We start from the raw sequence: 12,781 nt of genomic DNA, 5'->3' as shown, positions 1-12,781 counted from the left end.
TTGAAAGATCAAATTCAGGATTTCATGCATTACCTGGTTGTGGAAAGAGGACTTTCCCATAACACAATCATTTCGTATGAACGCGATTTAAAGAGCTATCATCAATTTCTTACTGCACAGCAGCAAATCACTTCATTTCAGGATGTGACCAGACTATCAATCATTCATTTTTTAAAATCATTGAAGGAAGCGGGAAAATCAAGCAAGACGATTGCACGCCATACCGCATCCATCCGCAATTTTCACCAATTTCTTCTAAGAGAAAAAGCAGCCGATCATGATCCGACTGTACATATAGAATCTCCTCAAGTTGAACGGACACTGCCGAAAGTATTATCACTCACTGAAGTTGAAAAACTGCTGGATACTCCTAAATTGATCTCGCCATTCGGCTATCGGGATAAAGCCATGCTTGAGCTTCTTTATGCAACAGGCATCCGGGTAAGTGAAATGATTAATCTTGATTTGAGCGATGTTCATTTAACAATGGGATTTATCCGCTGTTTCGGAAAAGGGAACAAGGAGCGCATCGTTCCAATTGGCAGAACAGCAGCAGAAGCATTAGAATCCTATATCGAAAAGGGCAGACCGAAATTAGCTTCAAAGAAAAAACAAACGGAAGCTTTGTTTTTAAATCATCATGGAAACCGCATGACCAGACAGGGTTATTGGAAGAATCTCAAAAAGATTGCTCTTGAGGCAGGCATCAGTAAAGAGCTGACCCCTCATACGCTTCGTCATTCTTTTGCAACACATCTGCTGGAAAATGGGGCAGACCTAAGGGCAGTTCAGGAAATGCTTGGACATGCCGATATCTCTACAACGCAAATCTATACTCATGTCTCAAAAACTAGATTAAAAGATGTATATAAACAATATCATCCGAGAGCTTAAAGTCATACGCAGGAAATGCGGTGGCTTTTTTTATTAGGTTTGCAAGAAGTACCTGAAGCACCATAATAGAACGAATATGTTTTAACAAACCTGTAAAAGGAAAACAGAACTATAGAAGAATATCAAGTTATCTATTGTCAGAAGGCATGAAAACGGTTTATACTTTAGATGTCAGACTTCTGACCAATAAATAGCGGCTAATCATTCCTGAACAATTGGGAATGTTATACAAAGAGTGATCTCTGAACGATTAAAGGAGGATTTAAATGTCTGATTATACATATAAAAGAATATTTCTCATTGTCATGGATTCAGTGGGAATCGGCGAAGCGCCTGATGCAGCGGATTTTGGCGACACTGGTTCAAACACGCTTGGCCACATTGCAGAACATATGAACGGCCTGCAAATGCCGCACATGGCGAAGCTTGGCTTGAGCAATATAGAAGAAATTCAGGGTATCCCTGTACAGGAAAGACCAAAAGCTTTCTATACGAAAATGAAGGAAGCGTCTAACGGCAAAGATACGATGACAGGCCATTGGGAAATCATGGGCCTTCATATTGAAACACCATTTAAAGTATTCCCGGATGGCTTCCCTGATGAATTAATCCAGGCACTAGAAGAAAAAACAGGCAGAAAAATCATCGGCAACAAACCTGCTTCAGGAACTGAAATTTTAGATGAACTGGGCGAAGAGCACATGAAAACAGGAGCTCTTATCGTTTATACCTCTGCAGATTCTGTTTTGCAAATTGCAGCTCATGAAGACATTGTTCCAATTGAAGAGCAGCTTAAAATTTGTGAAATGGCACGAGAAATGACACTTGATGAAAAGTATATGGTTGGCCGCGTGATTGCTCGTCCTTTTGTGGGAAATCCGGGGAACTTCCAAAGAACGCCAAACCGCCATGATTATGCCTTAAAGCCATTTGAGAGAACGGTCATGAATGAGCTGAAGGACGGAGGTCTGGATGTCATTGCGATTGGTAAAATCTCTGATATTTATGACGGAGAAGGAATTACAGATGCGCTTCGCACGAAATCGAACATGGATGGCATGGACAAGATTGCTGAAACAGCAGGTCGAGACTTCACTGGTCTGAGCTTTGTAAACCTTGTAGACTTTGACGCACTGTTCGGCCACAGACGCGATCCAAAAGGCTACGGCCTGGCTCTTCAAGAGTATGATGCGCGTCTTCCTGAACTGCTCTCTAAATTAAAAGAGGATGATTTATTAATTATTACAGCTGACCACGGCAATGACCCTGTTCATCATGGGACAGACCATACACGTGAATATGTTCCGATGCTCGCATACAGTCCGAGATTTGCAAGCGGTTCTGAGCTTCCGGTCAGCGAAACGTTTGCAGATATCGGGGCTACCATTGCTGACAACTTTAAAGTGAACATGCCAAAGCACGGTAAAAGTTTCTTGCAGGAATTAAAGAATTAAGGGGGAGCGGTAAATGAATATTCAAGAAATTAAGCAATCTGCACAATATATGAAAGAAAAAGTAAAAGACCTGCCTGAGATCGGATTGATTTTAGGATCCGGCCTTGGAGTCCTTGCTGAAGAAATAGAAAACCCGGTTAAAATTCCTTATGAGCAAATACCAAACTTCCCTGTTTCGACTGTAGAAGGCCATGCAGGGCAGCTCGTATTCGGCGCATTAAAAGGAGCTAACGTTGTTGCCATGCAAGGACGTTTCCACTTTTACGAAGGGTATGACATGAAAAAAGTGACGTTCCCGGTCCGTGTGCTGAAAGAAATGGGTGTAAAAACAATCATCGTTACAAATGCTGCGGGCGGCGTGAATGAATCGTTTGAACCGGGTGATTTAATGATTATTTCCGATCATATAAATAATATGGGGACTAGCCCATTAATCGGACCGAATGATTCTGATCTAGACGTCCGTTTCCCTGACATGTCGCAGGCTTACAGCAGAGAGCTCAGAACCCTTGCTAAAAATGCAGCTTCAGAGCTTGGTATTAAAGTTCAGGAAGGTGTATATGTAGGAAACACAGGACCTGCATATGAAACACCTGCAGAGGTGCGTCTTGCACGTGTGCTTGGAGGAGATGCCGTCGGTATGTCTACAGTGCCTGAAGTAATCGTAGCCAATCATGCAGGGATGAAAGTGCTTGGAATTTCATGCATCTCAAATATGGCAGCCGGTATTTTAGATCAGCCATTATCACATGATGAAGTGATGGAAACGACTGAAAAAGTAAAAGCTAATTTCTTGAATCTGGTTAAAAAGATTGTTGCAGACATACACGAATCAAACTGACAAAGGGTGGGTAACTAATGAGAATCGTTGACTTAATTGAAAAAAAACGTGACGGCAAGGAACTGACGAAAGAAGAAATCAGCTTTATTGTCAAAGGCTATACAAATGGCGATATTCCGGATTATCAAATGAGTGCTTTAACAATGGCGATCTATTTTAAAGGAATGACGAAGCAGGAGCGCGCTCAATTAACTATGGAAATGGTTCATTCAGGTGATACGATTGATCTAAGCAAGATCGAAGGCATTAAAGTAGATAAGCACAGCACAGGCGGCGTAGGCGATACAACCACTCTTGTGCTTGGACCTCTTGTTGCAGCAGTCGGCGTTCCGGTTGCCAAGATGTCCGGCCGTGGTCTTGGCCATACTGGGGGCACAATCGATAAGCTTGAAGCCGTCCCAGGCTTCCATGTTGAAATTGAAAATGATGAGTTCATCAAATTGGTCAACCAGAATAAAATTGCTGTCATTGGTCAAAGCGGAAACCTGACTCCAGCAGATAAAAAGCTTTACGCTTTGCGTGATGTAACAGCGACTGTTGACAGCATTCCGCTGATCGCAAGCTCGATTATGAGCAAAAAAATTGCTGCTGGTGCAGATGCCATCGTTCTTGATGTGAAAACAGGAGCAGGCGCATTTATGAAAGATCTTGATGATGCGAAAGAGCTTGCTCAGGCGATGGTCGAGATCGGAAACGCTGTCGGCCGTAAAACTATGGCTGTTATCTCAGACATGAGTCAGCCGCTCGGTTATGCAATCGGCAATGCATTAGAAATTAAAGAAGCGATTGATACATTAAAAGGCGAGGGACCTGAAGACCTTCATGAGCTTTGCTTAACGCTTGGAAGCTACATGGTGTTCTTGGCTGAAAAAGCATCATCACTTGAGGAAGCAAGAGCAATGCTTGAAGAAGTGATTCAAAACGGAAAAGCACTTGAAACGCTGAAGATCTTCTTAGAAGCTCAAGGCGGAGACGGTTCAGTTGTCGATGATCCAAGCAAGATGCCGCAGGCAAGCTACAAAGTAGAGCTTGAAGCAAAAGAAGACGGATACGTTTCTGAAATTGTGGCAGATTCTGTTGGAGTTGCTGCAATGTGGCTTGGTGCAGGACGAGCTACAAAAGAATCAGAAATTGATCTTGCTGTCGGCCTGATGCTGAATAAAAAAATTGGCGATGCAGTTAAAAAAGGCGACTCTCTTGTGACGATTTACAGTAACCAACAAGATGTGGAACAAGTAAAAGCCAAGCTTTATGAAAGCATTAAAGTAACAGCTGACTCAGTAAAAGCGCCGCCGCTTGTTCACGATACAATTAAAGAGTAATCACACATGAAAAGCCGGGAGAAAATCCCGGCTTTTTGCATGCAATTTTTTCTTGTCCGCAAGTATATTTTTTCTTTAATTGGAAAAAATGGGGTGTATAAGAATGGAGGGTTTGGAGATGAAACGTCTACTATCAACCGTAGCGCTAAGCACCATGATATTAACCATTGCATCACCGGCATTAGCAGAAGAAGGTTCTGTAAAGCTTGCAGATCAAGCAAGATCAGCTGTGCTGATTGAACGTGACACCGGAAACATTCTATATGATAAAAACAGTGATGAGAAACTTCCTCCAGCTAGTATGACTAAAATTATGACGATGCTGCTGATCATGGAAGAGATTGATAAAGGCCAGCTGAAAATGGATGAAAAAGTCCGTACGAGCGAATATGCTGCATCTATGGGCGGGTCTCAAATATTCCTTGAGCCCGGAGAAGAAATGACAGTGAATGAAATGCTGAAAGGGATTGCGATTGCCTCAGGCAACGATGCTTCAGTAGCTATGGCTGAGAGAATTTCAGGGTCTGAAGATGCGTTTGTTGAAAAAATGAACAAACGGGCAAAAGAGCTTGGACTAAAAAATACGTCCTTTCAAAACCCGACAGGTCTTCCTGAAAAAGAACATTACAGTACAGCACATGATATGGCCGTCATGGCAAAAGAGCTATTAAAATTTGAAGGCATAACAAAATACACAGGTCAGTATGAGGATTATTTACGTCAGGATACAGACAAGAAATTCTGGCTGGTCAATACAAATCGCCTTGTGAAATTTTATAAAGGCGTAGATGGCGTTAAAACAGGATTTACGAACGAAGCTAAATATTGTTTAACCGCTACAGCCAAAAAAGGAAACATGCGTGTGATTGCTGTCATTATGGGTGCACCAACACCAAAGGACCGCAATGCACAGGTTACCAAGATGCTTGATTACGCATTCAGCCAATATGAAACACATCCTTTATTTAAACGCAATGAAGTTGTGGCTAAGATGAAAATCAGCAAAGGGAACAGTAAAAATCTAAACCTAGTGACTTCAGAGCCTATTTCTGTTTTGACGAAAAGGGGCGGAAGTGTCAAAGATATCACTCAGGAAGTCGTGATGAAGCAGAATTTGCAGGCTCCTTTGAAAAAAGGGGATGAACTTGGAAAACTGATATTGAAAAAAGACAATAAAATTGTTGTGGAAAGCCCGCTTGTTGCTGAGGGCGACATTGAACAGGCTGGCTGGTGGACTCTCTTTAAACGAGTGCTTGGGGATTTCACGAAATCTGGCTGATTACCTGGGAACTCACCCATAAGAAACATAAGGAAGTCTAGCTGATGTTGGCGAATCCGCACTAGTTTTGTCATAGGGCAGGAAAAGCACATCAAAACCTCGAAACAGACATTATCCAGAAATTGAAGGAGGAATATGGATGAGTCTAGCAGTAGAGCTTGATGTAAAGCAATCTGTCCTGTGCATTCGACTGATCGGAGAATTGGATCATCACACGGCGGAGGAATTACGGCAGAAAGTGACAGAAATCCTTGCATCAGAGGACATCCAGCATATCGTTCTGAACTTAGAGCAATTATCCTTTATGGACAGCTCTGGTTTAGGCGTGATTCTTGGAAGATATAAGCAAGTCAAGCAATTTGGCGGAGAAATGGTCGTTTGTGCGATTTCACCTTCAGTAAAAAGACTGTTTGATATGTCTGGACTGTTTAAAATTATTCGTCTGGAGCCATCGGAGGAAAAAGCGCTGATGACATTGGGGGTGGCTTCATGAAAAATGAAATGAACCTTCAATTTTCAGCGCTCAGCCAAAATGAATCCTTTGCCCGAGTTACCGTTGCAGCATTTATTGCTCAGCTTGATCCTACACTTGATGAGTTAACTGAAATCAAGACAGTTGTCTCAGAAGCCGTGACCAATGCCATTATTCATGGCTATGACAATGATCCGAGCGGTATTGTTTACATCTCGGCAACACTCGAGGACAGTGTCGTCAGGTTGTCTATCAGAGATGAGGGTATGGGAATTCCTGATGTAGAGGAAGCAAGACAGCCACTATATACGACAAAGCCGGAACTTGAACGATCAGGTATGGGTTTTACCATCATGGAGAATTTCATGGATGAAGTGCAGATTGAATCATCAAAATCACGGGGTACAGCGGTAAAGCTTACTAAACACTTATCGAAAAGCAAAGCTTTAGTAAATTAAGGAGACTTGCTATGGATGTGGAGGTCAAGAACGATATCTCAAAAACACAGTTAAAGGACCATGAAGTAAAAGAATTGATTAAGCGCAGCCAGCAGGGCGATCAATCAGCCAGAGATACCATTGTTGAGAAAAATATGCGTCTTGTGTGGTCTGTTGTTCAGAGATTTTTAAATCGGGGCTATGAAGCTGATGATCTGTTTCAAATCGGCTGCATCGGTCTTTTGAAATCGGTTGATAAATTTGATTTATCGTACGATGTTAAATTTTCAACCTACGCTGTACCGATGATTATTGGTGAAATTCAACGCTTTATCAGAGATGACGGCACAGTTAAAGTGAGCCGTTCCCTAAAAGAACTGGGCAATAAAATCAGAAGAGCTAAAGATGATCTATCAAAATCATTAGGCAAGGTGCCGACTGTTTCCGAAATCGCAGCCTACCTTGAAATCACATCCGAAGAAGTCATTCTTGCACAAGAAGCGGTACGCGCACCTTCCTCAATCCATGAAACCGTTTATGAAAATGACGGTGATCCTATCACTCTCCTTGATCAAATAGCTGATTCAGGAGAGACCAAGTGGTTTGATAAAATCGTCCTTAAGGATGCAATCAAAGAGCTTGATGAACGTGAAAAGCTGATTGTTTACTTAAGGTATTACAAGGACCAGACGCAATCAGAAGTTGCTGAGCGGCTTGGCATATCGCAAGTGCAAGTATCGAGGCTCGAAAAGAAAATTCTTCAGCAGATGAAAGACCGCATGGATCAATAAATGGAAAAGACATATCCGATAAGGATATGTCTTTTTTGCTTTTTAGAAAATAGTTAGAAGGCAATTCCAGCGTAAACAATCAATCAGCTAAAATCAGCGTCTGGAATACAGCTTTGGTAATTAATGGACCATTCGTGCTTTCTGTATGATATAAATTCTTCCAATGCATACTACATATACAATCCTATTTTCAGGAAGTGAAATGTAATGGAAAAAACGGTGTACATCAGACTGCGTCATCGCGTACAAGTCTATCCGGACGATTGTATAACCGTCTCTAAGATTGCCCAAATTGTTGCGGGGAAACAGCTTCGCGACATGATTGGAGAGCTTGAGGTTCACCAAGTTCAGCCGAGCGATAAAAACATTGTAGTGATAGATGTCATGCGTGTGCTGTCTGCAGTACATAAAACAGATCCTGATATAGATGTTCAGTCAGTTGGGCCAGCACAGACGATTGTTGAGATTGTGTATCAGAAGAAAACGTTTTCGCCTGTTTTATTCGCACTCGTATGGCTCCTCCTCTTTGTAGGAGCAGCTCTTGCGATTATGAACTTTCACGAAGACGTCAGCATGCAGCTTGTGCACAAGCGTCTTTATACCATTATTACAGGTGAGACATCCGAACATCCCCTCCTACTGCAAATTCCTTATTCCATAGGCTTAGGTTTAGGGATGATTCTTTTCTTCAATCACCTTTTCAAGAAGAGAATTAATGAAGAGCCCAGTCCACTTGAAGTGGAAATGTTCAACTACCAGCTTGATATGGATATGTACGTATCTATGAAAGAAAATAAAGAGAGTATGAAGAAAATTGATGACAATTAATGGCTTGGTCACCATTTTCATCGGACTCTCAGGAGGACTTGCAGTCGGATCCGGATTTGTAGCGTTTTTAACTGTCCTTGGCATTATACCAAGGTTAACGCAGCTTACGAAAACAGTCGATTTAATTCAGGCTTATGAATGGGCTATCGTAGCCGGCGCTATTACAGGCGGATGGGTAAGCCTCAGGGATTCCAAGCTTTATTTATCAGAGCTGTTTCTCGTTCCGATTGGATTAATCAATGGAATATTTATCGGAATGCTTGCTGCCGCGCTGACAGAAGTTTTAAATGTCTTTCCTATCCTGGCCAAACGGATTGGGATTGCTGATAAGATCGTTATTCTTTTGATGGCCATTGTTTTTGGCAAAGTAGCAGGATCGTTATTTCACTGGCTTTATTTTATTGACCAATAAGACCCGAGAGGTGAAAGAAATGAGTACAAACCTGAAAGATGATTACAAGAATAAAATTAAAACCTATCAACCTAAACCGCCTTATCTTTTAAATTGTATAAAGGCTTTCGTCGTTGGAGGTCTTATCTGCACATTAGGTCAAGGCATCCAGAATATGTATATGCACTTTTTCAACTTTACTGAAAAAACTGCCGGGAATCCGACTGTAGCTACTTTAATTCTTATATCAGCTCTGCTGACGGGCTTTGGTATTTATGATCGAATCGGCCAATTTGCTGGTGCGGGATCTGCTGTTCCTGTAACGGGATTTTCAAACTCCATGACAAGTGCTGCGCTTGAGCACCGGAGTGAGGGTTTGGTACTCGGGGTGGCATCGAACATGTTTAAGCTCGCAGGCTCAGTTATTGTATTCGGGGTCGTTGCTGCATATGTTGTCGGGATAATCAGGTATGTATACGGATTAGCTTTTTAAAAAAGGAGGTTTCTGGACAATGAGATTGACTGGAAAACAGACATGGCAATTTGAGAATCAAATATACGTTCAGTCCAGCGGAACTGCTGTCGGCCCAAAAGAAGCAGACGGACCTTTTGGTAAATTATATGACAAAACTTACGATAATCTCCATTGCGATGAAGATAACTGGGAACTTGCAGAGCGGCGTTTAATGGAAGATGCCATTGAGCATGCTTTGAAAAAAGGAAATTATAAGAAAGAAGATATTGATTTTTTCCTTGCTGGAGACCTATTAAATCAAAACGTGACGGCAAATTATACAGCCAGACAAAATAAGATCCCTTTCCTTTGTATGTTCGGTGCCTGTTCAACATCGATGGAAACACTTGCTGTAAGCTCAGCGCTTGTAGATGGAGGGTTTGCCAATCGTGTTATGGCAGCAACGAGCAGTCATAATGCAACCGCTGAAAGACAATTTCGTTATCCAACAGAATATGGCGGTCAAAAACCGGATACAGCACAGTCAACGATTTCAGGCTCAGGGGCAGTCATCGTAAGCCGTGATCCAAGTGACATTATGATTACTTCAGCAACGATAGGAAGAGTGGCGGATCTTGGCATTACGGATCCATTTGATATGGGTTCCGCGATGGCACCTGCAGCAGCCGATACGATCGCTCAGCATTTTAAAGATTTAAACACAAAGCCTGAAGACTACGATTTGATTGTGACAGGGGACTTAGCTTCTGTAGGAAGCCCGATTCTAAAGGACCTCCTGAAAGAAGAAGGATATGATGTTTCTGCAAATCATAATGACTGTGGACTGATGATTTATCGGCCGGATCAAAACGTTTTTGCCGGAGGAAGCGGCTGCGGGTGTTCTGCTGTAGTCACCTACAGCCATATTTTCAAAGAATTGAAAAGTGGAAGTCTTAATCGTGTAATGGTTGTTGCAACAGGTGCTTTGCTTAGTCCGACCATGATTCAGCAAAAGGAATCGATTCCGACAATTGCTCATGGCGTCGTGTTTGAACGTGTGAACAGGGGTGTGAACGGATAATGGAATATCTAATTGCGTTTGTAGTAGGCGGGGCCATATGCGTGATTGGCCAATTGCTGCTCGATGTAGCTAAATTAACACCGGCACATGTAATGAGTTCATTTGTTGTTGCAGGTGCGATTCTTGACGGATTCGGCATTTATGATAATTTTATTAAATTTGCAGGAGCTGGGGCAACGGTTCCAATTACAAGCTTTGGTCATTCATTGCTGCATGGTGCAATGAATCAGGCCGAGGAACACGGAATTATTGGTATTGGAATCGGAATTTTCGAATTAACTTCAGCAGGAATTTCTTCAGCGATCGTCTTTGCTTTTTTTGTAGCAGTTATTTTTAAGCCGAAAGGATAAGATCATCCAATGACAGAAACGAGAAGGGTCATATTGGTAACAGATGGGGATGTTTATGCAGCCAAAGCGATTGCCTATGCTGCAAAACAGGTTGGCGGAAGGTGCATTTCCCAATCAAAAGGAAATCCGACATTTTTGACTGGACCTGAGATTGTGAAGTTAATTATGAAAACACCTTATGATCCCGTTTTTGTCATGTTCGATGATTGCGGCTTGTTAGAAGAGGGACCTGGTGAAAGAGCGCTCTTATATGTGGCGGAGCATCCGCAAATCGAGGTGCTTGGGGTCATTGCGGTTGCCGCTAAGACACATGGCTCAGAGTGGACGAATATTGATGTTTCTATCGATAGAGATGGCCTTATATCCGAATATGGGGTAGATAAGAGCGGCATCCGTGAATTCGAAGTTGGAAAAATGACCGGAGATACGGTTTATTGTCTTGATACACTTGATGTTCCTATTATTGTAGGGATTGGCGACATTGGCAAGATGGCCCGTAAAGACAGTGTGGATCATGGATCACCGATAACAATGAAGGCGATAGAACTGATTCTTGAAAGGAGCGGCATGGCAGATGAGCGAAAAAGTGAAACAAAAGACATCAATCTCTCCTAAGCTCGTTGTTAATGAGAATTATTTTAAAAACCATGTAGGTTTAAATCAGAGTTTTGACTTGGGTGTCCGTAAAATTACTGTGATGGGCATTGGTGTAAATCTGTATTATGTAAATGGTCTTTGCGATACATCCTACATCATTCAGCTTTTAAAAGAATTAATCGAGATTAATGACTATGAACATGAGAAGATGAAAGTCAACGAAATCATCGAAAATCGTTTAGTGAATCAGCAGGTTCAAAGGATCAAAACGCTTGATGAAGCCGTTGATCAAGTGCTGTCTGGCCTAGTAGTCTTTATGATTGAAGGGTACGATTACGGGCTGGTTGTTGATGTAAGGAGTTATCCCGGCAGAAACCCTGAGGAACCAGATACCGAAAAAGTTGTCCGCGGATCCAGAGACGGATTTGTAGAAAATATCATTGTAAATACAGCCCTGATTCGAAGAAGAATCAGAGATGAACGCTTAAGGTATTCGATGATGAATGTCGGTGAGCGATCAAAAACAGATATCTGTCTTTGCTACATAGAAGATGTTGCAGATCCGAATCTGATCGAGGTTGTTAAAAAAGAGCTCGAAACGATTAAAATTGACGGTCTGACCATGGCCGACAAGACAGTGGAAGAATTTTTGGTAAAACAGGGATATAATCCATTTCCTCTTGTCAGGTACACAGAGCGGGCAGATGTAGCAGCCAATCATTTATTAGAAGGGCATGTATTAATAATTGTGGATACATCGCCAAGTGTCATTATTACACCCACAACCTTCTTTCATCACGTTCAGCATGCAGAAGAGTACCGTCAGGCGCCGGCGGTCGGAACTTTTTTAAGATGGGTTCGATTCCTTGGGATCCTTGGTTCTATCTTTATTCTTCCACTGTGGTTTATGTATGTGCTCCAGCCATCGCTGCTGCCTGAGAATATTGCGTATATCGGCCCGAATGAGCAAAAAAATGTTCCGATTGTCGTACAGATATTCATGGCTGACATTGGGATCGAATTTTTAAGGATGGCAGCCATTCATACGCCAACCGCCCTGTCTGTTGCGATGGGATTAATTGCAGCAGCATTGATTGGACAAATTGCGATTGATGTAGGACTCTTTGTACCGGAAGTTATTCTTTATGTGGCCATTGCTGCAATTGGCACGTTTGCTACTCCAAGCTATGAGCTAAGCATCGCCAATAAGATGCTGCGACTTGTTCTGCTGCTGTCAGTTGCTTTATTCAAGGCAGAAGGATTTGTCATTGGCACAACCGTCATCTTTTTATTTCTGACACACATCCGGTCTCTGAATACACCATACCTATGGCCATTCCTTCCATTTAATCCAAAAGCATTGTGGCAGATACTCATTCGCACGTCAGTTCCGGGAGCGAAAATCAGGCCTAGTATCGTCCATCCCCAAAATGTAAGAAAACAGCCTAAGTAAGATTGAAAGTGCATGGCTTTTATGATATTGTAAGTTTAATTTACCTCAAGGAAACGAATAAATGGACAGTTGTTAAAAGCTATGGTTCAGCGACTGTCTTTTTGTCCTTTTTACCGGAGAAGAAAGAGGGAATGTTA

15 protein-coding genes are annotated in these 12,781 nt (G+C 42.2%); all 15 read left to right on the top strand.

What is annotated here, in order from left to right; all coding sequences use genetic code 11:
• The gene (gene xerD, locus LIT25_17650) at positions 1-894 is read left to right on the top strand and encodes a site-specific tyrosine recombinase XerD (protein USK32415.1); all 894 of its coding nucleotides are present in this window, start codon (positions 1-3) and stop codon (positions 892-894) included.
• A gap of 266 nt (positions 895-1,160) precedes the next feature.
• Positions 1,161-2,348: a phosphopentomutase gene (deoB, locus tag LIT25_17645; protein ID USK32414.1), complete on the top strand. Its 1,188-nt coding sequence runs from the start codon at positions 1,161-1,163 to the stop codon at positions 2,346-2,348.
• Positions 2,349-2,361: 13 nt separating this feature from the next.
• A complete protein-coding gene (locus LIT25_17640; protein USK32413.1) occupies positions 2,362-3,189 on the top strand; it encodes a purine-nucleoside phosphorylase in 828 nt (275 codons plus the stop codon).
• A 17-nt stretch (positions 3,190-3,206) separates the two neighbouring features.
• Positions 3,207-4,511 (top strand): pyrimidine-nucleoside phosphorylase, encoded by a 1,305-nt coding sequence (locus LIT25_17635; GenBank protein ID USK32412.1) that lies wholly within the window; start codon positions 3,207-3,209, stop codon positions 4,509-4,511.
• 118 nt (positions 4,512-4,629) lie between these two features.
• Positions 4,630-5,790, top strand: coding sequence for a D-alanyl-D-alanine carboxypeptidase (locus LIT25_17630; protein ID USK32411.1), 1,161 nt, complete (start codon positions 4,630-4,632; stop codon positions 5,788-5,790).
• 139 nt (positions 5,791-5,929) lie between these two features.
• On the top strand, positions 5,930-6,283 hold the full coding sequence (gene spoIIAA / locus LIT25_17625; GenBank protein USK32410.1) for an anti-sigma F factor antagonist: 354 nt from the start codon (positions 5,930-5,932) through the stop codon (positions 6,281-6,283).
• Positions 6,280-6,720 (top strand): anti-sigma F factor, encoded by a 441-nt coding sequence (spoIIAB, locus tag LIT25_17620; protein ID USK32409.1) that lies wholly within the window; start codon positions 6,280-6,282, stop codon positions 6,718-6,720. Before spoIIAA ends, spoIIAB begins: the two co-directional genes overlap by 4 nt.
• An 11-nt stretch (positions 6,721-6,731) precedes the next feature.
• Positions 6,732-7,490, top strand: coding sequence for an RNA polymerase sporulation sigma factor SigF (sigF, locus tag LIT25_17615; protein ID USK32408.1), 759 nt, complete (start codon positions 6,732-6,734; stop codon positions 7,488-7,490).
• Between the two features lie 207 nt (positions 7,491-7,697).
• Positions 7,698-8,318 (top strand): stage V sporulation protein AA, encoded by a 621-nt coding sequence (locus LIT25_17610; protein ID USK32407.1) that lies wholly within the window; start codon positions 7,698-7,700, stop codon positions 8,316-8,318.
• The gene (locus LIT25_17605; protein USK32406.1) at positions 8,308-8,730 is read left to right on the top strand and encodes a stage V sporulation protein AB; all 423 of its coding nucleotides are present in this window, start codon (positions 8,308-8,310) and stop codon (positions 8,728-8,730) included. Before LIT25_17610 ends, LIT25_17605 begins: the two co-directional genes overlap by 11 nt.
• A gap of 19 nt (positions 8,731-8,749) precedes the next feature.
• Positions 8,750-9,202 carry a stage V sporulation protein AC gene (spoVAC, locus tag LIT25_17600; protein ID USK32405.1) on the top strand — a complete coding sequence of 151 codons (453 nt, stop codon included), beginning with the start codon at positions 8,750-8,752 and terminating at the stop codon, positions 9,200-9,202.
• 19 nt (positions 9,203-9,221) lie between these two features.
• Complete coding sequence (gene spoVAD / locus LIT25_17595) at positions 9,222-10,244, top strand: stage V sporulation protein AD (GenBank protein ID USK32404.1); 1,023 nt, start codon at positions 9,222-9,224, stop codon at positions 10,242-10,244.
• A complete protein-coding gene (spoVAE, locus tag LIT25_17590; GenBank protein ID USK32403.1) occupies positions 10,244-10,594 on the top strand; it encodes a stage V sporulation protein AE in 351 nt (116 codons plus the stop codon). The genes spoVAD and spoVAE overlap by 1 nt, the downstream gene beginning before the upstream one ends.
• A 9-nt stretch (positions 10,595-10,603) precedes the next feature.
• Entirely contained in the window at positions 10,604-11,209 is a 606-nt protein-coding gene (locus LIT25_17585; GenBank protein USK32402.1) for a stage V sporulation protein AE, read from the top strand.
• A complete protein-coding gene (locus LIT25_17580; protein USK32401.1) occupies positions 11,169-12,644 on the top strand; it encodes a spore germination protein in 1,476 nt (491 codons plus the stop codon). The genes LIT25_17585 and LIT25_17580 overlap by 41 nt, the downstream gene beginning before the upstream one ends.
• Positions 12,645-12,781: the final 137 nt, after the last annotated feature.

It is taken from the genome of Bacillus sp. F19, assembly GCA_023823795.1.
Taxonomy (GTDB): domain Bacteria; phylum Bacillota; class Bacilli; order Bacillales; family Bacillaceae; genus Bacillus_P.
Note: the sequence above shows the minus strand (reverse complement) of the source record. Positions and strands in the feature narration are given on the sequence as shown.